27 protein-coding genes are annotated in these 22,509 nt (G+C 72.6%); 14 read left to right on the forward strand and 13 right to left on the reverse strand.

The genetic code is table 11. The features are described from left to right. Positions 1-130 precede the first annotated feature (130 nt). Positions 131-2,314: a cation:proton antiporter domain-containing protein gene (locus tag HPY23_RS09565; RefSeq protein WP_244537601.1), complete on the reverse strand. Its 2,184-nt coding sequence runs from the start codon at positions 2,312-2,314 to the stop codon at positions 131-133. A 109-nt stretch (positions 2,315-2,423) separates the two neighbouring features. Beyond that, positions 2,424-2,720, reverse strand: a complete 297-nt coding sequence (locus HPY23_RS09570; protein WP_060848915.1) for a hypothetical protein — start codon at positions 2,718-2,720, stop codon at positions 2,424-2,426. Between the two features lie 188 nt (positions 2,721-2,908). Between HPY23_RS09570 and HPY23_RS09575 the strand changes: the two genes are divergently transcribed. Further along, on the forward strand, positions 2,909-3,259 hold the full coding sequence (locus HPY23_RS09575; protein WP_091887591.1) for a hypothetical protein: 351 nt from the start codon (positions 2,909-2,911) through the stop codon (positions 3,257-3,259). 9 nt (positions 3,260-3,268) lie between these two features. On the opposite strand, the gene HPY23_RS09580 is transcribed toward HPY23_RS09575, so the two are convergent. Further along, the gene (locus HPY23_RS09580) at positions 3,269-3,793 is read right to left on the reverse strand and encodes a disulfide bond formation protein B (protein ID WP_091887590.1); all 525 of its coding nucleotides are present in this window, start codon (positions 3,791-3,793) and stop codon (positions 3,269-3,271) included. Between the two features lie 10 nt (positions 3,794-3,803). Then, positions 3,804-4,385 (reverse strand): YqaA family protein, encoded by a 582-nt coding sequence (locus HPY23_RS09585; RefSeq protein WP_060848912.1) that lies wholly within the window; start codon positions 4,383-4,385, stop codon positions 3,804-3,806. 305 nt (positions 4,386-4,690) lie between these two features. Here HPY23_RS09585 and HPY23_RS09590 point away from each other — a divergent pair, with 305 nt between their 5' ends. Further along, the gene (locus tag HPY23_RS09590) at positions 4,691-4,987 is read left to right on the forward strand and encodes a hypothetical protein (protein WP_091887588.1); all 297 of its coding nucleotides are present in this window, start codon (positions 4,691-4,693) and stop codon (positions 4,985-4,987) included. Positions 4,988-5,112: 125 nt separating this feature from the next. On the opposite strand, the gene tyrS is transcribed toward HPY23_RS09590, so the two are convergent. Continuing rightward, a complete protein-coding gene (gene tyrS / locus HPY23_RS09595; protein WP_060848910.1) occupies positions 5,113-6,387 on the reverse strand; it encodes a tyrosine--tRNA ligase in 1,275 nt (424 codons plus the stop codon). A gap of 129 nt (positions 6,388-6,516) precedes the next feature. Between tyrS and HPY23_RS09600 the strand changes: the two genes are divergently transcribed. The 3 genes from HPY23_RS09600 (at position 6,517) to trhA (ending at position 9,633) form a co-directional block, all read left to right on the forward strand. After that, positions 6,517-7,656, forward strand: coding sequence for an anhydro-N-acetylmuramic acid kinase (locus HPY23_RS09600; RefSeq protein WP_175539984.1), 1,140 nt, complete (start codon positions 6,517-6,519; stop codon positions 7,654-7,656). Positions 7,657-7,718: 62 nt separating this feature from the next. Further along, entirely contained in the window at positions 7,719-8,813 is a 1,095-nt protein-coding gene (locus HPY23_RS09605) for a COX15/CtaA family protein (protein WP_091887586.1), read from the forward strand. Positions 8,814-9,012: 199 nt separating this feature from the next. Further along, a complete protein-coding gene (gene trhA, locus HPY23_RS09610) occupies positions 9,013-9,633 on the forward strand; it encodes a PAQR family membrane homeostasis protein TrhA (protein WP_091887637.1) in 621 nt (206 codons plus the stop codon). A 664-nt stretch (positions 9,634-10,297) separates the two neighbouring features. On the opposite strand, the gene HPY23_RS09615 is transcribed toward trhA, so the two are convergent. Beyond that, the gene (locus HPY23_RS09615) at positions 10,298-10,546 is read right to left on the reverse strand and encodes a hypothetical protein (RefSeq protein ID WP_048427839.1); all 249 of its coding nucleotides are present in this window, start codon (positions 10,544-10,546) and stop codon (positions 10,298-10,300) included. 186 nt (positions 10,547-10,732) lie between these two features. On the opposite strand from HPY23_RS09615, the gene HPY23_RS09620 reads away from it, so the two are divergent. Then, entirely contained in the window at positions 10,733-10,948 is a 216-nt protein-coding gene (locus HPY23_RS09620) for a hypothetical protein (RefSeq protein ID WP_060848908.1), read from the forward strand. 31 nt (positions 10,949-10,979) lie between these two features. Here HPY23_RS09620 and HPY23_RS09625 read toward each other — a convergent pair whose 3' ends face one another. Together HPY23_RS09625 and HPY23_RS09630 are read right to left on the reverse strand one after the other, a co-directional pair. Next, positions 10,980-11,465 (reverse strand): DUF192 domain-containing protein, encoded by a 486-nt coding sequence (locus HPY23_RS09625; protein WP_060848907.1) that lies wholly within the window; start codon positions 11,463-11,465, stop codon positions 10,980-10,982. Positions 11,466-11,572: 107 nt separating this feature from the next. Further along, positions 11,573-12,202, reverse strand: coding sequence for a cold-shock protein (locus tag HPY23_RS09630; RefSeq protein WP_060848906.1), 630 nt, complete (start codon positions 12,200-12,202; stop codon positions 11,573-11,575). Positions 12,203-12,507: 305 nt separating this feature from the next. Between HPY23_RS09630 and HPY23_RS09635 the strand changes: the two genes are divergently transcribed. Then, entirely contained in the window at positions 12,508-13,491 is a 984-nt protein-coding gene (locus tag HPY23_RS09635; RefSeq protein WP_244537604.1) for an acetyltransferase domain-containing protein, read from the forward strand. 34 nt (positions 13,492-13,525) lie between these two features. Here HPY23_RS09635 and efp read toward each other — a convergent pair whose 3' ends face one another. Further along, complete coding sequence (efp, locus tag HPY23_RS09640; RefSeq protein WP_060848905.1) at positions 13,526-14,095, reverse strand: elongation factor P; 570 nt, start codon at positions 14,093-14,095, stop codon at positions 13,526-13,528. A gap of 166 nt (positions 14,096-14,261) precedes the next feature. Here efp and epmA point away from each other — a divergent pair, with 166 nt between their 5' ends. The 5 genes from epmA to HPY23_RS09665 all read left to right on the forward strand — a co-directional run bounded on the left by epmA (position 14,262) and on the right by HPY23_RS09665 (position 18,695). Next, positions 14,262-15,329, forward strand: coding sequence for an EF-P lysine aminoacylase EpmA (gene epmA, locus HPY23_RS09645; RefSeq protein WP_091887584.1), 1,068 nt, complete (start codon positions 14,262-14,264; stop codon positions 15,327-15,329). Further along, entirely contained in the window at positions 15,326-16,447 is a 1,122-nt protein-coding gene (locus tag HPY23_RS09650; protein ID WP_200601518.1) for a lysine-2,3-aminomutase-like protein, read from the forward strand. The genes epmA and HPY23_RS09650 overlap by 4 nt, the downstream gene beginning before the upstream one ends. Beyond that, the gene (locus HPY23_RS09655; RefSeq protein ID WP_091887580.1) at positions 16,423-17,040 is read left to right on the forward strand and encodes a glutathione S-transferase family protein; all 618 of its coding nucleotides are present in this window, start codon (positions 16,423-16,425) and stop codon (positions 17,038-17,040) included. Before HPY23_RS09650 ends, HPY23_RS09655 begins: the two co-directional genes overlap by 25 nt. 118 nt (positions 17,041-17,158) lie before the next feature. Next, on the forward strand, positions 17,159-17,863 hold the full coding sequence (locus tag HPY23_RS09660) for a ribonuclease activity regulator RraA (protein WP_060849595.1): 705 nt from the start codon (positions 17,159-17,161) through the stop codon (positions 17,861-17,863). 43 nt (positions 17,864-17,906) lie between these two features. Beyond that, on the forward strand, positions 17,907-18,695 hold the full coding sequence (locus tag HPY23_RS09665) for a YdcF family protein (protein ID WP_091887633.1): 789 nt from the start codon (positions 17,907-17,909) through the stop codon (positions 18,693-18,695). Positions 18,696-18,702: 7 nt separating this feature from the next. Here the strand turns inward: HPY23_RS09665 and HPY23_RS09670 are convergent, their stop codons facing one another. From HPY23_RS09670 to HPY23_RS09685, 4 genes are all read right to left on the reverse strand, one after another. After that, positions 18,703-18,966: a DUF3253 domain-containing protein gene (locus tag HPY23_RS09670; RefSeq protein WP_091754059.1), complete on the reverse strand. Its 264-nt coding sequence runs from the start codon at positions 18,964-18,966 to the stop codon at positions 18,703-18,705. Continuing rightward, the gene (locus HPY23_RS09675; RefSeq protein WP_091887578.1) at positions 18,956-19,663 is read right to left on the reverse strand and encodes a DUF599 domain-containing protein; all 708 of its coding nucleotides are present in this window, start codon (positions 19,661-19,663) and stop codon (positions 18,956-18,958) included. The genes HPY23_RS09670 and HPY23_RS09675 overlap by 11 nt, the downstream gene beginning before the upstream one ends. Positions 19,664-19,673: 10 nt before the next feature. Further along, the gene (locus HPY23_RS09680) at positions 19,674-19,961 is read right to left on the reverse strand and encodes an acylphosphatase (RefSeq protein ID WP_091887576.1); all 288 of its coding nucleotides are present in this window, start codon (positions 19,959-19,961) and stop codon (positions 19,674-19,676) included. Positions 19,962-20,055: 94 nt separating this feature from the next. Then, on the reverse strand, positions 20,056-20,463 hold the full coding sequence (locus HPY23_RS09685; protein WP_091887574.1) for a hypothetical protein: 408 nt from the start codon (positions 20,461-20,463) through the stop codon (positions 20,056-20,058). Between the two features lie 203 nt (positions 20,464-20,666). Here HPY23_RS09685 and HPY23_RS09690 point away from each other — a divergent pair, with 203 nt between their 5' ends. Both HPY23_RS09690 and HPY23_RS09695 read left to right on the forward strand, forming a co-directional pair. Continuing rightward, a complete protein-coding gene (locus HPY23_RS09690; protein ID WP_236012488.1) occupies positions 20,667-21,011 on the forward strand; it encodes a hypothetical protein in 345 nt (114 codons plus the stop codon). Next, a partial coding sequence (locus tag HPY23_RS09695; protein WP_236017656.1) for an AAA family ATPase occupies positions 21,008-22,509 on the forward strand: 1,502 nt, incomplete at its 3' end. The genes HPY23_RS09690 and HPY23_RS09695, both read left to right, overlap by 4 nt.

Here is a 22,509-nt window from a genome sequence, read left to right on the forward strand (position 1 = left end):
CGGGGCGTGAAGCCTTTCTGCGTCAAGGCTTTCCCATACACCACCTCAGGATGAGGTCGCGGGTGGAGAGATAATCATCGCGGATTCACGTCGCTGTCGTGTACCGCGTGGCCTGCCAACGCAGGTCTGCTTAGCTCGCCAGGAACAGCACCGAGCGGTCGGAGGCCTCCAGCACCGTCTCGGCGAGGGGGCCGAACGACGCGACCTCGCCGGTACGGCGCGTGACCCCCATCACGATCAGGTCGTGGTTGCCGGCCCGCGCCTGGCGCAGGATCTCGCGCTCGGGCGAGCGGGTCGCCCGGACATGGGTGCGTACCCGCAGCCCGGCCCGCTCGGCGAGATCGACCACCTCGCGCAGGGCCGCGGCGTCGCCCTGGCGCATCCCGGCGAGACGCCGGCCGGCGCCGTCGGCGAGGAAGAGCACGCAGAGCGCCGCATCCGCGCCGCGGGCCAGTGTGACGGCGATCTCGGCGCCGCGGCGGGCCGCCTCGGTGCCGTCGATCACCGCCAGGATCGCGAGCGGCGCGTCCGGGTCGTCGCGATGCGCGCCACGGGCGGCCGCGATGGCGAGCGGCCCCTCGAACCGCTCCGCCGCGCCGGCCACCGCGTCGGCAAGGCCGCCTTCCGGTGCGACCGTGGGGTCGATGCCGACGATCAGGAGGTCGTAGCCCTTGGCGGCCTCCTCGCCCACGGCTTCGGCGGCGGGCGCGGGGCTGGCGTGCTCGGTCACCTCGACCGGCGCGGCCTCCTCGCCCCGGGCGGCCTCCGCGGCCGCCGTCACCGCGCCCGCGAGACGGGTCTCCTCGGTGGGCTCCCCGAGCCGCACCACGGTCACCGGCATGCCGCGCGAACCGGCGACGAGGCCGGCGATCCGCGCGGCGAAGCGGCCCTTCGCCCCGTCGTCGGCGGCGACGAGCAGCCGTTCGAGCCGGGCGACGAAGCCGGTCTCCTCCGCCGCCTCGCGCGCGAGCCGCGCCTTCTCCTCGCCCGCGAGCGGCAGGCGGTGGAGGGCCCAGCGCAGCATCGGCGGCATCGCCAGGGTGGTGATCAGCGCCATCGCGACGATCATCGTGAACAGGTCCTGGCTCAGCGCCCCCATGCCGAGCCCGATCGAGGCGACGATCACCTCGGTCGAGCCGCGGGCGTTCATCCCGCAGGCGAGCGCCAGGGATTCCGGCCGCCGCAGGCCCCCGATCAGCCCGCCCGCGAAGGCGCCGGCGAACTTGCCGAGGCTCGCCACCGCGATGAGCCCGAGGGTGAGGAGCAGGAGGCGCGGGTCGCGCAGGATGGTCAGGTCGGCGCTGAGGCCCGCGAGCCCGAAGAAGATCGGCGCGAACAGGGCGGTGACGACGCCGCGCAGCTGCTCGTCGATCCGGCGCGTCAGGATCGGCGACTGGCCGACCAGCAGCCCGGCCACGAAGGCGCCGAGTACCGTATGGACGCCGATGGCCTGCGTGATCAGCGCCAGCACCCCCATCAGCACCAGGATCGCGGTGATCACCGCGGCCTCGCTCCTCAGCGAGTCGTTGGCCCAGCGGATCAGCCAGAAGACCAGGCGGCGCCCGACCGTCAGGCTGATCCCGAGGAAGACCAGGGTGCCGGCGAGACTGCGGCCGACCTCCCACGGATCGATGGTGCCGGCCCGCGCCAGGCTGAAGATCACCGCGATGATCACCCAGCCGATCGTGTCGTCGATGATCGCCGAGGCCACGATCACCTGGCCGACGTTGCGGCGCAGGAAATTCATCTCGCGCACCACCATGGCGACGATCTTGACCGACGAGATCGCGAGCGCGGTGCCGAGGAAGAGCGAGGTGACGAGGCGCAGCTCCGGGTGCGGCAGCATCGCCTCGGGCAGGAACCAGCCGAGGAGGAAGCCGCAGGCGAACGGCACCGCGACGCCGGTGACCGAGACGCTGACCGCCGCGCGCCGGACCTTGCGCACCAGGGCGAGGTCGGTCTCCATCCCGGTCATCAGCAGGAGCAGCAGGATGCCGAGCTGGGCGATGCCGTCGAGGAGCGCGCGCTGGTCGCGTCCGGGCGGAAACAGCCAGTGCTGCGCCTCCGGCCAGACCGCCCCGAAAAACGACGGCCCGAGCAGCAGGCCGGCGAGTAGCTGGCCCATCACCGCCGGCTGGCCGACCCGCAGCATCGCCTCGCCGAGCAGGCGCCCGAGGCTGAGGAGCAGCACGATCTGGATCAGCAGCACCACCTCGGACGGGCCGCCGCCCGAGCCGATTCCGGCGGCCTGGGCGCTGCCGGCGAGGACGAACGCGGCAGTGGCCAGGGTCAGGGCGGGGAGAGCTCGCCTCACGCGGCAGGTCCCGGAGCGGGCCGGGAAGAAGGGCAGTGCCACGCGGATCGCTCGGGTCCTCGCCAGGGTGCGGCCGTCAACCGGGCCGCACTGCCCCGGTTCCGGGGGATCAGCGAGCGGGGGCGAGAATCCCGTCCTCCGGGTGGCCGCGGCGCGCGAAGCGCCGCAGAACGGAGCGGCGGCGGTGGGGCAGGCGCGGGAGGTCGTCGGGCTGCCGGGTCGCGGTGGCGGCCGGCTCGCCCGTCCCGGACCGGCGGTCGAGCCACGCGAGAAGGGCCGCGGCCACTGCCGCGCTGACGGCGCCGGCGATGGCGCCCGCCGAGGCCGCCACGGCGGGACCGTCCTGGATCAGCCAGGTCGCGGCCGCCATCCCGCCGCCGATCGCCGCCGTCATGATGAAGAACATCTATCGCGTCCCCTTTGGGCGAAGACGTTCTTGGGGGCCGGCGGGTTCGCGCGCTCCTGCGGACAAGGTTCACAAGTCCTGAATCCCGCCGAGTTCGGCGCGACCGGCCGAGATCGATCGACAAGGGGATCATTAAGGGTCGCCGCCTAGGCTCCGGGATGGTCAACCGTTCCTTGAGTACCCGGCCCGTGTCCCTGCGTACCAATCTTTTCCTCGCGACCGTCGCGAGCCTCGGCTTCGCCACGGTCTGTGCCGTCTGCTCGGCGCAGCTCGACCGCGAGCCGCCCCGCCCGCAGCTCGTCGCCGCCGTGAAGCCCGTGATGCCGCTCGACGAGCCGGTCACCACCGGCTCGATCGTGCCGACGCCGCCGATCGCGAAGGCCGCCCGGATGGCGCGGCCCGAGAAGATCGAGGCCAAGAAGGCCGAGACGGCGAAGGAGGCCCGCAAGGAGGCGAAGCCGAAGCCCGAGCCGGCCCTCGATTCCGAGCGGCTGGCCGCGCTCCTGGCCGAGCCGACGGTGATGAAGCCGAAGCGCTGAGGCGGCCCGTCAGCCGCGGCGCAGCGCCCGCAGGGCCCCGGTTCCGGCGAGCGCCGCGAGGGCGAGCGCGATGAGGGCGTTGTAGCCGGCGAGCGAGATCCCCAGGAAGCGCCAGGCGGCCGCGGTGCAATCCACCGGGCGGGTCGCCTGCAGGGACTTGAGGAAGTCGTCGACGCCGGCCGGCGCCGGGCCGGCGCCGCCGCCGCAATCGCTGGGTCCGGGCCAGAAGCCCCACTCGGCCCCGGCATGGTAGGTGCCCAGGGCCGCCCCGACGAGGAAGATCACCGCCACCAGGACGAGGAGCCCGCCCGCGAGCCGGCGCGGCAGCAGCAGCGCGGCGGCGAGCAGCGGCAGGGCGAGGTAGTAGGGCTGGCGCTCGGTCAGGCACAGCTTGCACGGCACGTAGCCGAAGCCGTGCTGGAAGATCAGCGCCCCGCCGACGGTGGCCGCGGCGCCGACGAGCACCAGCAGGGCGGCCGGCCGGGGCGCCGTGAGCCGCGTGGCCAGGGAGGGAGCCATGGGAGTGCCGGCCATGGGCTAATCCTCAGATCAGGTAGCGGAAGGCGACGAAGCCGAGCACGGCGACCGCCACGCAGATCGCCGCCACGGCGTTCAGGTGCCGGTCGAGGACAGTGCGGATGCCGACGCCGTAGCGGCGCACGAGCCCTGCCAGGATGAAGAACCGCGCGCCCCGGGTGATCAGCGACAGGACGACGAACCAGAACAGGTCGTAGCCGGCAAAGCCCGACGTGATGGTGACGAGCTTGTAGGGGATCGGCGTGAGCCCCTTCAGCAGGATCACCCAGTGGCCGTAATGGGCGTAGGCCTCGCGGAACTGGTCGGCGCCCTTGTCGAGGCCGTAGAGGTGGAAGAGCCAGGCGCCGAGGGAATCGTAGAGCAGCGCGCCGATCGCGTAGCCGGCGATGCCGCCCGCCACCGAGGTCAGCGTCGCCACGAGCGCGTAGGTCCAGGCCTTCTCGGGCCGGGTCACCACCATCGGCACCAGCATCACGTCGGGCGGCACCGGGAAGAACGAGCTCTCGGCGAAGGAGACCGCGCCGAGCGCGTAGGGGGCCGAGGGGCGCGCGGCGAGCGCGAGGATCCACTCGTAGAGGCGGCGCAGCATCGTGGGGATCAAGCCCGTCAGTCGTCAGGTGGCGCCCTTTGAGCACAGCTTCGCGGCGCTGGCGAGGGTTCCGGCCGCCACAGCCGGGCGGGAAGCGTCCGCCCCGGCGGGGCACCGGCGCGCTGCCGATCCACCGCCGCCCGGCAGGCCGAGGTCTCCGCCGGTCTCGTCCAGTCGGCCTAGCTCTCTTGGCGGTTCATCTTGGCGGCATCCGGTTTCTGCTTGACGAGACTGCGCCGTTCCGCCCGATCCACGCCACGATCGTCTCTCATCGATCGGCCCGGATCTACCGAAGGCCCCGCGTGATGTCGTTCCTGCGTCCGTTCCTCGTCCTCGCCCCGCTCCTTGCCGGCACCGTCCCGGCCGCCGCGGAGGACCTCGTCGCGCGCTGGCAGCGGGCCGACGCGGCCTGCGCCCTGCCGGCCTCGCCGCTGGCCAACCAGGCCTGCGAGGATCGCGACCGCTTCGCCACGGCGCTCCGCCACCAGGGCTGGTGCGAGGCCCGCGCCTCGACCGCCTACGACCATTGGGGCTGGCAGCTTTGCGCGCCGGTGGCGACGGCGCGGGCCGTGACCCGCCGGCGGGCCCGGCCGCACGCCTGATCCAGCCCGCGCAGCGTCCCCGAAGGCTCGGGTCCGAACCCTCCCCCGCAAAGCGGGGGAGGGTTACCAGCGTCGGACCGGGACACGCGCCGGCATCGGCAGGCGCAGGTTCCCGCGCGACGGCCCTACACCACCCGCAGCAGCACGTGCTTCTTGCGGCCGAAGGACAGCTTCACCACGCCCTCCGGCGTCACGTCGCCGGTGCCGATCACCGCGCGCTCGTCGGTGACGGGGGCGTCGTTGACCTTGAGGCCGCCGCTCTTCACCTGGCGCCGCGCCTCGCTGGTCGAGGGGACGAGGGCCGCGTGCTCGGGCCCGAAGGCCGAGAGCACGCCCAGCCCCGCCTCGATCGCGGCCCGCGGCACCTCGACGGTGGGCAGGCTCTGGGCGAGCGCGCCCTCCTCGAAGGTGCGCCGCGCCGTCTCGGCGGCGGCCTCCGCCGCCTCGCGGCCATGCAGCAGGGCACATGCCTCGGTGGCCAACACCTTCTTGGCCTCGTTGATCTCCTGGCCGCCCAAGCCCGCGAGCCGGGCGACCTCGTCGAGCGGCATCAGGGTGAACAGGCGCAGGAAGCGGCCGACATCGGCATCCTCGGTGTTGCGCCAGAACTGCCAGTACTCGTACGGGCTCAGCATGTCCGGGTTGAGCCAGACCGCGCCCGACGCCGTCTTGCCCATCTTGGCGCCCGACGCCGTGGTCATCAGCGGGCAGGTCAGGGCATGGAGCTGCGGCGTGCCGAGGCGCCGGCCGAGATCGATGCCGGTGACGATGTTGCCCCACTGGTCCGAGCCGCCCATCTGCAGCGTCACGCCGTAGCGGCGGTTCAGCTCGGCGAAGTCGTAGGCCTGCAGGATCATGTAGTTGAATTCCAGGAACGACAGCTCCTGGTCGCGCTCCAGCCGCAGCCGCACGCTGTCCATCGACAGCATCCGGTTGACCGAGAAATGCCGGCCGATGTCGCGCAGCATCTCGATGTAGTTGAGGGTGGTCAGCCACTCGGCGTTGTCGGCCATCACGGCGGCGTTGGGAGCCGTTCCGAAATCGAGGAAGCGCGCGAAGGTCTTGCCGATCTCGGCCTTGTTGGCCTCGATCTGGTCGAGCGTCAGGATCTTGCGGGTCTCGTCGCGGCCGGACGGGTCGCCGACGCGGGTGGTGCCGCCGCCCATCAGCGCCACCGGCTTGCCGCCGGTCGCCTGCAGCCAGTGCAGCATCATGATCGAGAGCAGGTGGCCGATATGCAGCGACGGCGCCGTGCAATCGTAGCCGACATAGGCCGTCAGCCGGCCCTCGCGGGCGGCCTCGTCCACGCCCGCGAAGTCGGAGCATTGGTGGACGTAGCCGCGCTCCAGGAGGACGCGGAGGAAGTCGGAACGCGGCGCGAAGTCGGTGGGCGCGGCCATGGAACTCTCGATCAGTCTCGCGGGTGGGCGACGGCGCGACAGCGCGGTGCCGCCATGCTAGCTCCGTCGGATTCGGAACGGGTCGGTCCATAGCAGTGCCGGCCCCGAAAGGCACGGGGGCGATTCGGGATGACGATGCGGCGCGCGATCGGGCTGATGAGCGGCACCTCCCTCGACGGCGTCGACGTCGCCCTGATCGAGACCGACGGCGAGACGGTCCGGGTCGAGCGCAGCCCCAACGGCTACCTCGAGCCGCTGGGACCCACGGGCTACCGCGCCTATTCCGACGACGACCGGGCGCTCCTGCGCCAGGCCCTGATCGACGCCGAGGCCGTGACCGAGCGCAGCGAGCGCCCCGGCTGCCTTGCCGCCGCCGAGGAGCTGGTGACGCGCCTGCACGCCGAGGCGGTCGAGAACTTCCTCTCCGAGAACGGGCTCACCGCGGCGGACATCGACGTGATCGGCTTCCACGGGCAGACCGTGGTGCACCGGCCCGACCAGAAGATGAGCGTGCAGATCGGCGACGGCCGGGACCTGAGCCGCCGCCTCGGCATCAAGGTGGTGTCGGACCTGCGCCACGCCGACATCGAGGCGGGCGGGCAGGGGGCACCGCTGGTGCCGGTCTTCCACCGGGCGCTGGCCCAGGCTTCGGGCTTCACCGAGAGCCTCGGCATCCTCAATATCGGGGGCGTGGCCAACGCCACGCTGATCGCCCGGGACGGACGCATCCTCGCCTTCGACACCGGGCCCGGCAACGCGCTCATCGACGACTGGATGCGCGAGCGCACCGGCCACGCGCTCGACGACAACGGCCGCACCGCCGCCCGCGGCCGGCCCGACGAGCAGCTGCTCGCCTGGCTCCTCGTCCACCCGTTCTTCGCCCGCCGGCCGCCGAAGTCGCTCGATCGCAACTGGTTCTCGCACAAGCTCGCCGGCCAGCTCTCGACCGAGGACGGCGCCGCGACGCTGACCGCCTTCACGGCGAGGGCGGTCGCCCGCGCCCTCGACCACGCCTCCGACCCGCCGGTCCGCTGGATTGTCGCCGGCGGCGGGGCCCGCAACGGCGAATTGCTGCGCCAGCTCAACTACCACCTGCGTGCCGAGATCACGACGGCGGACGCCATCGGCTGGTCCTCGGCCTTCCTGGAGGCCCAGGCCTTCGCCTACCTGGCGGTGCGCTCGGTGGAGGGCCTGCCGATCACCTTCCCGTCGACCACGGGCGTGCGGGAGGCGATCAGCGGCGGCGTGCTGGCGCGGCCGGAGGATTAAGGGGGTAGTGCGGCACCGCAGGACGTTGCGCGAGGCCCGTCCCCGCCGGTAAGCCGTCGCGCATGAGCAGCACGTCCTCGATCGGCCTCGTTCCTCCCGCGGCACCGGCCGCCGCGGCGCCCCGGTCCCGCCGCGCCGTGCGGACCTGGCTCTTCGTCATGGCCGCCCTGGTGGTGGCGATGGTGGCGGTGGGCGGCGCGACGCGGCTGACCGGATCCGGCTTGTCGATCACCGAGTGGAAGCCGGTGACCGGCGCGATCCCGCCGCTCTCGGGGGCGGCCTGGGCCGAGGAATTCGCCAAGTACCAGGCGACGCCGCAATACCGGCTGCTTAACCAGGGCATGACCCTGTCGGAGTTCCAGTTCATCTACGGCTGGGAATGGGGCCACCGGCTGCTCGGCCGGATCATCGGGCTCGCGTTCTTCCTGCCGCTGCTGGTGTTCTGGCTGCGCGGCCAGCTCGACCGGCGCCTCGGCGCGAGCCTCCTCGGCCTCGGCGTGCTCGGTGGCCTTCAGGGCGCGGTGGGCTGGATCATGGTGGCGTCAGGTCTCCAGCCCGGCATGACCGCGGTGGCGCCGATCAAGCTCGCCCTGCACCTGACGCTGGCGAGCGGGATCTATGCCGGCCTCGTCTGGATCGCCGCCGGCCTCGACCGACGCCGTGACGAGGTGCTGCCGGCGCGGCTCTCCCGCACGGCGCTCGCCCTGATGGTGCTGGTGTTGGTGCAGATCGCGCTTGGCGGCCTCGTCGCCGGCTCGAAGGCGGGGCTCACCTACAACACCTGGCCGCTGATGGATGGCGGCCTCGTGCCCGGCGGCCTGTTCGCCGGCACGCCATGGATCGAGAACTTCGTCGACAACGTCGCCCTGGTGCAGTTCAACCACCGGCTCGTCGCCTACGCGCTGCTCGCCCTCGCGATCGTCCACGCCCTCGATGCCCGCCGCACGATGCCCGGGACCGGCGCGGCGCGGCGCGCCACCGCGCTCGCCGGCCTCGTCGTCTCCCAGGCGACGCTCGGCATCGTCACGCTGCTGCTGGCGGTGCCGCTCTGGGCCGGCCTCGCCCACCAGGTCGCCGCCATGCTGGTCCTCGGCATGGCGAGTGCCCATGCCCGGCTCGGCCGGGCGCCCGCGCCGGTGGCGCTGCGGGCGGTCTGAGGCGAGGAGGGACCGTTCGTCCCACGTTCATGCTCGCGTCTTAACCTCGACGGATCGGGAGGCCGTCTCCCGGCCCCCAGGAGCGGAGGTCCGATTGTCCGCGCAGGAGCACTCCCTGGAACTGTCCTCAGCCCCCGCCCCGCGCTTCGCGCCGGACGGCCGGCCGCTCGGCCTCGTCTGGACCTACACGCCGCGCGAGATGCTCGCCGACAGCATAGTGCACGTGGTCGGGGTCTCCCTCGGCGTGATCGGCGCCGTGGCGTTGACGATCAGCGCCGTCCTCTCGAAGCTCAGCCCCGCCGAGACGGTGGCGGTCGGCGTCTACGCCGCCGGCCTCGTGGCGATGCTGGGGACCTCGGCGGCCTACAACATGTGGCCGATCGGCCGGACGAAATGGCGGCTGCGCCGGTGCGACCACGCCACCATCTTCCTGATGATCGCCGGCACCTACACGCCCCTCGTCATCCTGGTCGGCACCGACGGCATCGCCATCGGGCTGCTCGCCGGGATCTGGCTCGTCGCCGTCATAGGCGCCGCCGTGAAGCTGACCCTGCCGGGCCGCTTCGACCGCCTGGCGATCGCCCTCTACCTGGCGCTCGGCTGGAGCGGGATGATGGTCTACGATTCGGTGATCGCCGCCCTGTCGCCACCGGCCCTGTGGCTGCTCGCCGCCGGCGGCCTGCTCTACTCGCTCGGCGTCATCTTCCACGTCTGGCGCCAGCTCCCGTTCCAGAACGCGATCTGGCACGCCTTCGTGCTGGCGGCCGCCGCCTGCCATTACGGCGCGGTGTTCCGCAGCATGCTCGACGTGGGAGCGTGAGACGGCGGAACTCAGGCGATTCGGCGATCGGACCGGGTAGTCCGATCGCCGGTCCGATCGGTTTTGCGGATCGTTCCGGGGCTGCGGCGGGCCGGCGACCGTTCGGGTTGATGATCCAGCGATCAAGGCTTTCGCTTCCGGGTTCCGCTTATGCGGCCCTGGACTGATGTGGTGGACATACTATCAAGTATGTCAAACAGGCTCTAACAGGCCTCAACAGCCGGAATAATTCTTGGATATCAATCGATACTCGATCGACTGAGAGAATATTTGATTCGAGCGGGAGATTTTGTCCCACTCTAGACTTCATCCTGAGGTGTCGGCGATCGGAGGCCGCATTCCATCGAAGATGGCCCGACCTTAATGGAGGGCTCCAGGGATCACTACGCCAGATGAAGGTTTCATTCGAGGTCAGTCGATCTTCGATCGACTAGAGAACTTCACGATCGCGCTGCAATCGCGAAGCTCTCTAAGTCTTTGTTTTGGCGCATTTTCTGCGACGAACCGGTTTCCACTTCGTCGGAAAATGCTCTAACACCTCAGGATGAGGTCGCGTATGGGAGGCAAGATCGTCCGCTGATCTATTGCGTGTGTCGAACAGGCTCTGACGCTTCAGGATCAGGTCGAGAGCGGGGCGCGATCTCCGAATAAGCCGGCCGAGCCCTCAGAACGGTGTGTAGTCTCCGCCATCCGTGATGGTGTCGAGCGCGCGCTCGATCGAGGTCACGGCGTCCAGCACCATCTGCACCGTGCGCTCGGCCTCCGTGCGCGGCCGGCCCAGGGCGGCGGCGCGGGCGCCGATGTCGTGCAACTGCTCGGCGATCGTCACGAGGTCGGAGACGACCATCGCGGTGGCGCGGGCGGCGGCATCGGGCGCCGGGCGCGGGCGCAGCAGGGGAACGACGTTGCTCATCGGCCGGGACTCTCGCGCAAAGCGCGGGACTCCGCCAGCCGGAGAATCGCGGCCCTCCACACATTCCATGGAGCGCGGCCCGGGAGGCACAGGCGCCGAACTTCGCCGCCGCGCGCCGGTCCGGCGCCTTGACGGGGGGGCGGCAGCCGGGCACCCCGGCCCGACTGTCAGAGCCCAGGATCCCCCATGCGTCTCCTTCGTGTCGCCGCGGCGCTCACCCTCGCGGGCCTCGCCGCCGCCTGCACCAGCTCCGGCGATTCCCGCGGCACCGGCCTCGCCGAGACCTTCGACACCAAGAACTACGTGCGTTCGAACGACACCAACGGGACGCAGCGCCGGCCCGACGTGAACCGCGCCTTCACCCAGCCGTCGATCCCGAGCATCTCGAACCGCGGCTTCTGACGCGTTCCCGGCGGCCTCGGCCGCCGGGCCCTCAGCGCTTGCGGAAGAGCGGGTGCTCGACCTTGTCGCCCGGATGGATCCCGAGTCGCGCGGCAGTGCCGGCGTTGAGCTCGAGCACGCCGAGCACCGGCTCGCCGGAGGCGATGGTCCGGGTCGAGAGTGGCTCGGTGTCGGCCGCGATCCGCGCCACCGTGCCGTCGGCGCGGATGAACAGCATGTCGAGCGGCAGGTAGGTGTTCTTCATCCACATCGTCACCGGCTCCATGCGCTCGAAGTCGAACAGCATGCCGCGGTCCGGCGCCATGGTGCGGCGGAACATCAGGCCCTGGGCCCGGCCCGCATCGTCGCGCATCACCTCGACCTGGAAGGCGTGGCGGCCGGAGCGGGAGGCGATCGTCAGCGGCTCGAACGGGCCGTCGGCCAGGGCGGCCGAGGGCGCGAGCGCCAGGAAGAGGAGGAACGCGGCGAGGAGCCGGCGCGGCGAGGCGGCGAGGGGCCGTGCGAAGCGAAGCGACATGACGGTGAGCTAGAGCGCCGTCCGGCGAAGGGGATGGGCGCCCGCCGCCGGACATGCGCGGGAAACCAAAATCCGGAGGGGAGAGGTCCCGTGCCCGGGCCTGCGGGTCAGTGCGACGACGGGGGGCCGGCCTCGGTCAGGAGGCGCACCTCGGCGGCCATCAGCCCCTTCGAGCCGTCGCCGTAGCGCACCTGGACGTACTCGCCGGGCTTGAGCTCGGCGATGCCGTAGCGCCGCAGCGTCTCCATGTGGACAAAGATGTCCGGCGTGCCGTCGCCGCGGCTGAGGAAGCCGAAGCCGCGCAGGCGGTTGAACCACTTCACCACCGCGGTCTCGAGGCCGCTCGTCGGCACCACGGTGACGTGGGTGCGCGGCATCGGCAGCTCGGCCGGGTGGGTCGCGGTGGTCTGGTCAAGGGAGACGACCCGGAACGCCTGCCAGCCACGGGAGCGCTGCACCGCCTCGACCACGATCCGCGCGCCCTCGCTGGCGCTCTGGTGGCCGTCGCGCCGCAGGCAGGTGACGTGGAGCAGCACGTCCGGCGAGCCGTCGTCGGGCACGATGAAGCCGAAGCCCTTGGCGACGTCGAACCATTTGATGCGGCCGCTGACCTCGACCAGTTCGACCGGGCGCTCGATCGCCGCCGCGTCGAGCCCGGACCGGGTGTCGCGCGCGTCGTCCCCGAACGCGCCCCCTCGCCGCTCCCCGGCGAGACCTGAACCGAACTCGTCCGACATCGTAAGCAACCCACTCGAATCGCGTCGCGCGCTTCACCTGCAGATTAACAAAGTCATGACTCCGGGGAAGCCCAAATCCGCCGAGTTGAGACATCGAGGCGGCCACGTCCCGCGTCGATGTCGCTTCGCGGACGCACAATCTGCAATCCCGGGAGGCAGGGTGCGAGGCCGATGCCCTGCGGTTGCGCCCGTCGCCCGCAATCCCATCCCGAAACTGCGCGTTTTCGCCGCAGGCATGGCGGGGGTCCCGGACCCCGTGCGTGCTCGGCTATGACGGCGCCCATCCGCCGTCCGGGAGAGCCGCGATTCACACCCCATCTTCCACGCCCACGCCCATCCGGCGCCTCGCGGTCGTCGACCTCGCCCGCGGCGTCGCGCTCCTGGCGATGGCGTTCTACCACCTGACATGGGATCTCGGCTTCCTGCGGCTGACGCCCGAGAACCTCGCCCTGACGCCCGTGGGCCGGGCGGCGGCCCACGGCATCGCCGGGAGCTTCCTGGTCCTCGTCGGGATCAGCCTCGTCCTCGCCCGGCCGGGGCGGGCCGGCCGGTGGCGGCCCTACCTGCTGCGGCTCGCCCGCATCGCCGCGGCGGCGGGCGCGATCTCGCTCGCGACCGTCTTTCTGTTCCCGGATTCGTGGATCTTCTTCGGCATCCTGCACTGCATCGCCGTGGCGAGCGTGCTGGCGCTGCCGGCCCTCGTCGCGCCGCTGCCGCTCGTCGGGCTCGCGGCGGCTCTCGTCCTCGCCGGTCCCCACCTCGCGGCCCTGGCAGGGTCCCCGGCTCTCCTCGATGCGCCGGGCTTGCTGTTCCTGGGGCTCGGCGCGACGGTGCCGACCACCAACGACTACGTGCCGTTGTTTCCCTGGTTCGGCTTCGTGCTGGCGGGGGTCGGGCTCTGCCGCGTGGCGCTGCCGCGGCTCGCGGCCTCGGCGATCGGCACGATCGCGCCGCGGGACCGGGCCGGGCGGCTCGCGACGGCGGCCGGGCGGCACAGCCTCGCGGTCTACCTGATCCACCAGCCGGTGCTGCTCGGGCTGCTCTACGGGGTGGCGGCGCTCGCCGGGCCGCATCCGCGGGCGGGGGAGGCGCAGTTCCGGCGCGAGTACCGGGCGAACTGCGCCGAGGCCGGCGGCGGCGAGGCGGCCTGCCGGGTGGCGGCGCGCTGCGTCGTCGAGCGCCTGCGGGCCGAGGGCCTGTGGCGGGCCGGCGGCGGCTTCTCGGCGCAGGAGCAGGGCCGGGCGATCGCGCTGTCCCGGACCTGCTTTCGGGAGGCGGGCGGCGGGTAGCCGCCCGCGCGTCCGGCTCAGTCCTTGGCGCGGATCAGTCCTTGGCGCGCTCGACGTAGGCGCCGTCGGCCGTCATCACGACGATGCGGGTGCCGGTGCCGATATGCGGCGGCACCAGTGTGCGGATGCCGTTCGAGAGCGTGGCGGGCTTGTAGGACGAGGAGGCGGTCTGGCCCTTGGTCACCGGCTCGGTGTCGGTCACCTCGAGGGTGACGCGCTGGGGCAGCTCGAGCGCCAGCGGCACGCCGTTATGGGTCGACAGCATGACCGCCATGCCCTCCTGCAGGTAGGGGGCCTGGTCGCCGATCACGTCCTGCGGCACCGCGAGCTGCTCGTAGGATTCCGGGTTCATGAAGTGGAACCCCTCGGCGTCGCTGTACAGGAAGGTGTGCTCCCGGTCCTCGACGTAGGCGCGCTCGACCTGCTCGGTGGTGCGGTAGCGCTCCGAGACCTTCACGCCGTCGGTGATCCGGCGCATGTCGAGCTGGGTCACCGGCGTGCCCTTGCCGGGGTGGATGTTCTCGGCGGAGAGGATCACGTAGAGCCGGCCGTCCTTGTCGACGACGTTGCCCTTGCGGAGTGAGCTGGCGATGACCTTCGGCACGGGGCGAATCCTGGACTTGAAGCGTTGACAGAAAGCGGCGGCGTCCGCCAAGCCGCGGGCGTCGCGCGCCGCGCCGGCAGAGGATGCCTTCGGCCCGCCCTATCGCATCTCAGGCGCGACCGCCAGTCGCCCCGCCCGCCATGACCTCGCCGATGATCCCCACCGCATGACCTCCGCCTCGCCCTGGTGGGCCCCCCACGTCCATGCCGACCGCCGGCCGCGGCTGATGGCCCGCAACCGCATCGCCGCCGCGCTCCGGGCGTGGTTCTCCGCCCGCGACTTCGTCGAGGTCGACGCCGCCATCCTCCAGGTCTCGCCCGGCAACGAGGCGCATCTCTCGGCCTTCGCCACGCAGGCCATCGCCCCCGACGGCACGACGCATCCGCTCTACCTGCACACCTCGCCGGAATTCGCCTGCAAGAAGCTCCTGGCGGCGGGCGAGCCCCGGCTGTTCAGCCTCGGCCCGGTCTACCGCAACCGCGAGCGCGGGGCCCTGCACCACCCGGAATTCACCATGCTCGAATGGTACCGTGCGGGGGAGACCTACGACAGCCTGATGCACGATTGCGCCGCGCTCCTGCGCCTCGCCGCCGAGACGGCGGGCGCGACGACCTTCTCCTGGCGCGGTGTCGAGGCCGACCCGTTCGCCGAGCCGGAGCGGCTGAGCGTGGCGGAGGCGTTCGACCGCCATGCCGGCATCGACCTCCTGGCGAGCGTGGCGCCGGATGCCAGCACCGACCGGGCCGGGCTCGCCGCGGCGCTCGGCGCGGCCGGCATCCGCACCGCGCCCGACGACACCTGGGCCGACCTGTTCAGCCGGGTGATGGTCGAGCGGGTCGAGCCGGCGCTCGGCCGCGGCCGGGCGACGATCCTGTGCGAGTACCCGATCCCCGAGGCGGCGCTCGCCCGTCCGAGCCCGGCCGACCCGCGGGTGGCGGAGCGCTTCGAACTCTATGCCTGCGGCGTCGAGCTCGCCAACGCCTTCGGCGAATTGACCGACGCGCCCGAGCAGCGCCGGCGCTTCTGTGCCGAGATGGACGAGAAGGAGCGCGTCTACGGCGAGCGCTACCCCGTCGACGAGGACTTTCTGAGCGCCCTCGGCCAGATGCCGGAGGCGAGCGGCATCGCGCTCGGCTTCGACCGGCTGGTCATGCTAGCGACCGGGGCGCGCCGGATCGAGGATGTGATCTGGACGCCGGTCGCCGAGTATCCCGGCACGGGACCCGCCCGGTGAGCGGACCGATCCGCAGCGCCCGCGACCTCGCCGCGGCCGGCCTCGTCCCGGCGGAGCAGCTGCCGGCGCTGGAGCGGGTGGCGGCGCGCTACGCCGTGTCGATCACCCCGGCGATGGCCGAGCTGATCGCCGACGCCGAGGACGGGGTCGGCCGCCAGTTCGTGCCCCGGGCCGAGGAACTCGTCACCACGCCCGAGGAGCGGGCCGACCCGATCGGCGACGAGGCCCACGCGCCCGTCCCCGGCATCGTCCACCGCTATCCCGACCGGGTGCTCCTGAAGCCCCTCCACGTCTGCCCGGTCTATTGCCGCTTCTGCTTCCGCCGCGAGGTGGTCGGGCCGGAGGGGCAGGGCAGCCTGACCGAGGCCGAGCTCGACGCCGCGCTCGCCTACATCGCTGCCCGCGACGAGGTCTGGGAGGTGGTGGTCACCGGCGGCGACCCGCTCGTGCTCTCGCCCCGGCGGCTCGGGCGCATCGCCGCGGCGCTGCGGTCGATCCCGCATGTCCGGGTGCTGCGGCTGCACACCCGCGTGCCGGTGGTCGATCCGGCGCGGGTCGACGCGGAGTTGATCGGGGCGCTCAAGCGCTTCGAGGGCGCGGTGTTCGTGGCGCTCCATGCCAACCACCCGGCGGAATTCTCGGACGCGGCGCGCGCGGCGATCGCGCGCCTCGTCGATGCCGGGATCCCGATGGTGAGCCAGTCGGTGCTGCTCGCCGGCGTCAACGACGACCCCGACACGCTGGCCGCCCTGATGCGGGCCTTCGTCGAGAACCGCATCAAGCCGTACTACCTGCATCACGGCGACCTCGCCCCCGGCACCGGCCACCTGCGCACCACCCTCGATCGCGGCCAGGACCTGATGCGCTCCCTGCGCGGGCGGGTCTCCGGGCTGGCGCAGCCGACCTACGTCCTCGACATCCCCGGCGGATACGGCAAGGTGCCGGTCGGGCCGGGCTACCTAGCGTCCGCCGGTCGGGCCGGCGGCGGTCTTGCGGGCTGGACCGTCACCGACCCGACCGGCGGACGCCACGCCTACCCGCCCGAGGTCGGTCCGTCCGAGACCGGCCCGTCCAAGACCGAGGAGGACACGCCATGCGCAGGCTCTGGGGACGGCTGAGTTCCGTCAACGTGCAGAAGGCGGTGTGGGGGCTCGAGGAGCTCGGCCTGCCCTACGAGCGGGTCGAGGCCGGCGGCGCCTTCGGCCGCGTCCGCGACCCCGACTACGTCGCGATGAACCCCAACAGCCTCGTGCCGGTGATGGAGGAGGACGGCTTCGTCCTCTGGGAATCGAACGCGATCCTGCGCCACCTCGCCCGCGGGCATGAAGCGCACGGTCTCTGGCCCGAGGATCCCCGTGCGGCGGCTTTGGCCGACCAGTGGCTCGACTGGCAGGCGACCCGCTTCACGCCCGCGACCCGGGACGCGTTCTGGCAGACCGTGCGCACCCCGGCCGACCAGCGCGACCAGGCGACGATCGACCGCTCGGTCGCGGCGTCCGAGGAGTGCGCGGCGATCCTCGACGCACACCTGATGGGCCGCGCCTACATGGTCGGCGAGCGCTTCACCGTGGCCGACATCGCGGTCGCCGCCGCCACCCATCGCTGGCTCCACCTCGACGTGCCGCGCATCGAGCGGCCGGCCCTGCGGGCCTGGTACGCGCGCGTCCGGGAGCGCCCGGCGGCCTCGGTCGCGCTGCCGCCCCTGAGCTGACGCCGGGCCCTCGAAGCCGAGCCCTGCCGGAGCGCGGCCATGCGCTGACGGCGTGGCCGCCTTCCGCCGGATCGGCTACGTCTCGACCCGTCCCTCTCCCCACGCCCCCGAAGGCCCGATGCCGCTCGACAAGACGCTCCTCGACGCCCTGCAGGCCGTCACCACCGCCACCCTGACCACGGTGCTCCTGAAGAAGGGCATCCGCCGCTGCTGGATGCGCGGGCCGATGCCGCGCTTCGCCGCCGGGCAGCGGATCGTCGGCCCGGCCTTCACCCTGCGCTTCGTGCCGGCCCGCGAGGACCTGGCGACCCCGGAATCCTGGTCGAGCCCGACCTCGACCCGCGCGGCGATCGAGGCGATGCCCGAGGGCTGCATCGCGGTGGTCGACGCCATGGGGGTGCAGGATGCCGGCATCTTCGGCGACATCCTGTGCGCCCGGATGAAGAAGCGCGGCGTCGCGGCGCTGATCACCGACGGCGTCGTGCGCGACGGCGAGGGGGTCGAGGGCACCGGCCTGCCGGTCTGGTGCTCCGGCGTCGCGGCCCCGGCCTCGGTGTCGGGTCTCACCTTCGTCGGCTGGGGCGAGCCGGTCGGCTGCGGCGGCGTCGCGGTCTATCCGGACGACATCGTGGTGGCGGACGGCGACGGCGCGGTGCTGATCCCGGCGGCTCTCGCCGAGGAGGTCGCGCTCGCCGCCGTCGAGCAGGAGCGCCTCGAGCTCTGGATCATGCGCGAGGTCGACAAGGGCCTGCCGCTGCCGGGCCTCTACCCGCCGAACGCCGAGACCCGCGCCCGCTACGAGGCGGAGACCGGCAAGGCTTGATAACCGGCAAGGCCTGACCGACCGCTTGGCCGGGACCGCCCCGGTGTTCTTCGTGCTCTCGAAGGTGCTGTGGTTCCTCACGGCGCCTTCGAACCTGCTCCTGCTCCTCGTCGTCGCCGGGGCGGGGCTCTCCCTGCGCTGGCGCCGCCTCGGCGTCGGTCTCGCGGCCCTGTGCGGCCTCGCGCTCCTCGCTGGCGGCGTCTCGCCGCTGGCTTCCCTGGTCTTCGGGCCGCTCGAGAACCGCTTTCCGGAATTCCGCGACGACGGCGGCCCGGTCGCCGGAATCGTGGTGCTGGGCGGCGCGGTCGAGACCGGGCTGTCGGCCGCCCGCGGCCAGCTCGTCGTGAACGATGCCGGCGAACGGATGATCGCGCTCGGCGACCTCGCCCGGCGCTACCCCGCCGCGACCGTCGTCTTCGCCGGCGGCTCCGGCCGGCTCACCGGCGACGGGGCGGTGTCGGAATCTGCGATCACGCGGCGCCACGCCGCATCCCTCGGCGTCCCGCCCGAGCGGATCACCTACGAGGACCGGTCCCGCAACACCCACGAGAACGCGACCTTCAGCGCCGAATTGGTCAAGCCGAAGCCCGGCGAGCGCTGGCTCCTGGTCACCTCGGCCTGGCACATGCCGCGGGCGGTCGGCTGCTTTCGCCGCGCCGGCTTCACGGTGACGGCCTACCCGGTCGATTACCGCACCGGCCCCGGCGCCCTGGCGATCCACGCCACCGCCGGCGACGGCCTGTTCGAGCTCGACATCGCGGTGCGCGAATGGCTCGGCCTCGCGGCCTACCGGGCCTCGGGCTACACCGAAGCGGTGTTCCCGGGACCGTGATCCCGGCTCACCGCGGCAGGGACAGCCGGTAGATCCCGCGAAAATCGTCCGGGTCGTCCACCACCTTGCCCTTGCGCAGGATCGCGATGCGGCCGGCCTTCATCAGGCGCACCGCCTGGCGGCGGACCGGCTGCATCAGCGGACCCCAGCCGTCCGGGTGGGGGCCGCCGAGCGCCCGGGCGACCTCGGAGGGGCAGACGGTCTTGTCCGCGCCGCGCTCGGTGACGAGGCGCACCAGGGTGAGCTCGATCTCGTAATCGTCAGGGATCATCGTGGTCCTGCAGGGCCCGGCGGGCGTCGGAGGCGAACTGGCGCTGCCACATCACGGTGAGCACCATCGCGGTGGTGGCGAACAGCACATAGGCGCTGACGAACCACCCGAGATACGCGAGCGCGAAGAAGAACGCACGCTGCCCGCGGTTGAAATGGCCGCCCGCCACCACGTTCATCGCCGCGGCCCGTCGCGCCGCGCGCTCGATCCGGACCGGGTCGCCTTCGCGCGGCGGCACGGCGCCGATCAGGATGGCGCCGTAGTTGAACAGCCGGTATGCCCAGGCGAACTTGAAGAAGGCGTAGACGAAGATCAGGGCGAGGCCCGCCACCTTGATCTCCCACACCGTCCTGGTCATCGGCGCGCCGAAGGGCAGGGTCGAGAACAGGGTCAGGGCGTCGTCGGCCGACCGCGACAGGGTAAGGGCGCTGCCGAGCGCGATCAGCGCCGTCGAGGCGAAGAAGGCGGTACCGTTCTGGAGCGATGCGTTGATGGTGGTGTCGACCACCCGGTTCTCGCGCACGATCTGCTGGTCGGCCCAGGCGTGGCGGTAGCGGTTCATCATGCCGTTGAGGCTGCGCTTGCCGCCCGACAGGTGCTCGACCGCGTAGGAATAGCCCCACCACGCCGAGAGGAAGCAGACCAGCGCGGCGAGGTCGAGGAACGAGAAGCTGCTCAAGCCCAGATCCGGGTGCATGCCGGGTCCGTCAGGCCGTCGGCAGGATCTGCACGCCGCGTGCGCCGGCGGGCTCGGGTGCCTCGCTCACGGCGAGGTCCGTGACCCGCGCGCCCGGCGGTCCCTCGCGGCAGGCCTCGATCATCGCGCCGACCGCCTCGGCCGGCCCGGCGAGGCGGGCCTCGACGCTGCCGTCGAGCCGGTTGCGCACGGTGCCGACGAGGCCCTTGGCCTCGGCCACGCCCTTGGTCCAGGCCCGGTAGCCCACGCCCTGGACCCGGCCCCGGACGACGATCTCCACGCTGCGCTGTCCGCTCACGCTCGCCCACTCCCCGTACGGCGTCTCCCGGGGCGGGCTCTAGAGCAAATTTCGCCGCGAGGGGAGAGCGGGAACGCGAGGGGCCGCCGCGCCGTCAGGCGCTCGCGGCGACGAGGGGGCGGGCGAGAACCGGGCGGAGGTCCGGCGCGCGGAGGCGCACGAGGTCGGCGAGCGGCACGAAGGCATCCGGCGCGGCACCCCCGACCCGCGTGCCGAAGCCGAGGGCGAAGGACAGGGTGAGCTTGCGGTCGGGGGCGATGCCGAAGGCGCCGAGCGCGGCCGAAAACGCCTCGCGGAAGCTGCGCACCCCGCACCAGCTCTTCTCCGAGAGGTGCAGCGGCCATTCCCAATGGCCGTCCGGCCGACGCGCCGCGAGGGCGTCGCGGTCGATGAAGTAGCCGGTGTCGCGGTGCTCCAGCCCGTCCGCGTGGAGGCGCCAGTCCCGGTTCTCGAACAGCGGGGCAGCCTCGGCCGCGACGTCCTCCAGGCGGGTGGTCTCCATGCGGGTCTCCCACGGTTCCCCCGCGACGCCGCGCCGCCTCCCGGGCCGGCTCGTCGCATGGAACATTTACGGAACACTGGTCTGATTTGCACAGGTCGTCAACAGGGACGGACGAACATTTCTCGAACGCCGCGGCTGTTGCCAAAGTCCGGTCCGGGTGCCACCTCGGGTCCATCGATCCTGCCACGACGACCAATCCTGCCATGACCACGAGGAGCGAGATGGAGCGCAGCCGCAAGGGGCAGGAGAGTGGCCCGCGCGAGGCCGGCCCCGACGTCGAGGCCCTGCGCCGCCTCGAGGCGCTGCAGCCGGCCTACGAGCGCCTGCGCGCCGACCGGATCCGCGCCGAGAGCGACGTCGAGCGCCTGACCGCGGAACTCGCTGCCGCCCGCGCCCAGGCCCGCGAGGAGCTGGGCACCGACGACGAGGCCGAGATCCGCCGGATGATCGAGGAGGCCCGGGCCGAGAATGCCCGGCGGGTCGAGGAGTTCGCCCAGGCCCTGCGGGCGGTGCAGGACCGCCTCACCGCTCTCGATCCCGCCCGTTGACCACCGCCTTGACGACCGCCCCGGCTCCGGCCGACCGCCTGGAGGCGCTGACCCGCGCCGGCCGCCTGCTCGCCCGCCTGGAGGCGGCCCGCGACCGCGACCGCGAGACCCTGGCCGCCCGCACCCGCGAGGTCGCCGCCGCCAAGGGCCGCCTCGCCCAGCGCGACGCGGTCGATACCTACCTGCGCGAGCTGCAGCAGGAGGCCAACCGGCGCAGCGTCGCGACCTTCGAGACCCTGCTCACGGCCCTCGTCCAGGAGGTGCTGCCCGGCGAGAAGCCGGTGCGCCTGGATCTCACCACCGAGCGGGGTCTGCCGGCCCTCGACATCGGGGTCGAGCGCCCGGATGGCGGCCGCGAGGACGTGCTGGAGGACAATGGCGGTGCCATGACCAACGTGGTCGGCATGGCGTTGCGCCTGATCGCCGTGGTCAAGGCCGGGGTCGGGCGCTTCCTCGCCCTCGACGAGGCCGATTGCTGGATCGCCCCCGACCGGGTGCCGGCCTTCTACCGGGTGCTGGAGGAGAGCGCCGCCAAGCTCGGCGTGCAGTGCCTGGCGATCTCCCACCACGACGTGGCGGGGTTCGGGGCCGACCTGACGGTCAGCCGGATCGCCGGCCGGCCCGAGACCGGCGTCGCCATCGTCGGGCCGGCCGCATCCTGCGCGGCGGCCTGGACGCCGGAGAGGCCGGGTTTCCGCTACCTGCGCCTCGTCGACGTCCAGGGTTTTTCCGACGCGACCCTGCCGCTCGCCCCCGGCGTCAACGCGCTCGTCGGCCCCAACAACCACGGCAAGTCGACGGTGATCCGGGCCCTGCGGGCGGTCTTCTACGGCGAGGTGCGCGACAGCCTGGTGCGGGCGGGCGCGAACGCCGCGCGGGTCGAGATCGGCGTCGCCGACGGGCGGGTGCTGCGCTACGCCCGCCAGCCGAAGCGCACCCCGGTCAACCTGTGGTCGCTGCACGAGGCCGACGGGTCGCTGGTGCGGGAGAACGGCACCACCCTGGAGACCGGCGGCCGCGACGTGCCCTCCTGGGTCGAGCGCCTGTTCGGCATCACCCGGGTCGAGGACCTCGACGTCCACGTGGCGCACCAGAAGTTTCCGGTCTTCCTGCTCGGCGAGAAGCCGGCCCGGCGCTCGGCCGTGCTGTCGATCGGCCGCGAGGCCGGGCTGGTGCGCGACATGCAGGCGCTGCAGCGCGAGCGGGTGACGGAGGACCAGCGCACCATCCGCGAGGGCGAGCGCGAGATCGCCCGCCTGCGCGAGGCGTTGAGCGCCCTCGACGATCTCGACGCCCTGGAGGAGTCCCTGGCCGGGCTGCGGAGGCAGGCCGACGCGCTCTCGGCGGCGGAGGCGCGCCTGTGCGACCGCGAGGCCCTGGCCGACCGTCTCGCCCGGTCCGGGCGCCTCGCCACCGGGGCCGCCGCCCGCGCCCGGGTGCTGGCCGACCTGCCGGCGCCCGAGACCGGTGCCGAGATCGGCCGCGCGCTCGCCGAGGC

Source organism: Methylobacterium ajmalii (genome assembly GCF_016613415.1).
GTDB classification, from domain to species: domain Bacteria; phylum Pseudomonadota; class Alphaproteobacteria; order Rhizobiales; family Beijerinckiaceae; genus Methylobacterium; species Methylobacterium ajmalii.

Excerpts from the sequence above, each read along its gene's own strand:
- trhA (WP_091887637.1), top strand. The coding sequence starts at position 9,013 with ATGCTCGCCGACAGCATAGTGCACGTGGTCGGGGTCTCCCTCGGCGTG.
- HPY23_RS09585 (WP_060848912.1), bottom strand. The coding sequence starts at position 4,385 with ATGCTGCGCCGCCTCTACGAGTGGATCCTCGCGCTCGCCGCGCGCCCC.
- HPY23_RS09630 (WP_060848906.1), bottom strand. The coding sequence starts at position 12,202 with ATGTCGGACGAGTTCGGTTCAGGTCTCGCCGGGGAGCGGCGAGGGGGC.
- tyrS (WP_060848910.1), bottom strand. The coding sequence starts at position 6,387 with ATGGCCGCGCCCACCGACTTCGCGCCGCGTTCCGACTTCCTCCGCGTC.
- HPY23_RS09590 (WP_091887588.1), top strand. The coding sequence starts at position 4,691 with ATGTCGTTCCTGCGTCCGTTCCTCGTCCTCGCCCCGCTCCTTGCCGGC.
- epmA (WP_091887584.1), top strand. The coding sequence starts at position 14,262 with ATGACCTCCGCCTCGCCCTGGTGGGCCCCCCACGTCCATGCCGACCGC.
- HPY23_RS09655 (WP_091887580.1), top strand. The coding sequence starts at position 16,423 with ATGCGCAGGCTCTGGGGACGGCTGAGTTCCGTCAACGTGCAGAAGGCG.
- HPY23_RS09600 (WP_175539984.1), top strand. The coding sequence starts at position 6,517 with ATGACGATGCGGCGCGCGATCGGGCTGATGAGCGGCACCTCCCTCGAC.
- HPY23_RS09685 (WP_091887574.1), bottom strand. The coding sequence starts at position 20,463 with ATGGAGACCACCCGCCTGGAGGACGTCGCGGCCGAGGCTGCCCCGCTG.
- HPY23_RS09660 (WP_060849595.1), top strand. The coding sequence starts at position 17,159 with ATGCCGCTCGACAAGACGCTCCTCGACGCCCTGCAGGCCGTCACCACC.
- HPY23_RS09690 (WP_236012488.1), top strand. The coding sequence starts at position 20,667 with ATGACCACGAGGAGCGAGATGGAGCGCAGCCGCAAGGGGCAGGAGAGT.
- HPY23_RS09580 (WP_091887590.1), bottom strand. The coding sequence starts at position 3,793 with ATGGCCGGCACTCCCATGGCTCCCTCCCTGGCCACGCGGCTCACGGCG.
- HPY23_RS09605 (WP_091887586.1), top strand. The coding sequence starts at position 7,719 with ATGAGCAGCACGTCCTCGATCGGCCTCGTTCCTCCCGCGGCACCGGCC.
- HPY23_RS09625 (WP_060848907.1), bottom strand. The coding sequence starts at position 11,465 with ATGTCGCTTCGCTTCGCACGGCCCCTCGCCGCCTCGCCGCGCCGGCTC.
- HPY23_RS09675 (WP_091887578.1), bottom strand. The coding sequence starts at position 19,663 with ATGCACCCGGATCTGGGCTTGAGCAGCTTCTCGTTCCTCGACCTCGCC.
- HPY23_RS09620 (WP_060848908.1), top strand. The coding sequence starts at position 10,733 with ATGCGTCTCCTTCGTGTCGCCGCGGCGCTCACCCTCGCGGGCCTCGCC.
- HPY23_RS09615 (WP_048427839.1), bottom strand. The coding sequence starts at position 10,546 with ATGAGCAACGTCGTTCCCCTGCTGCGCCCGCGCCCGGCGCCCGATGCC.
- HPY23_RS09670 (WP_091754059.1), bottom strand. The coding sequence starts at position 18,966 with ATGATCCCTGACGATTACGAGATCGAGCTCACCCTGGTGCGCCTCGTC.
- HPY23_RS09570 (WP_060848915.1), bottom strand. The coding sequence starts at position 2,720 with ATGTTCTTCATCATGACGGCGGCGATCGGCGGCGGGATGGCGGCCGCG.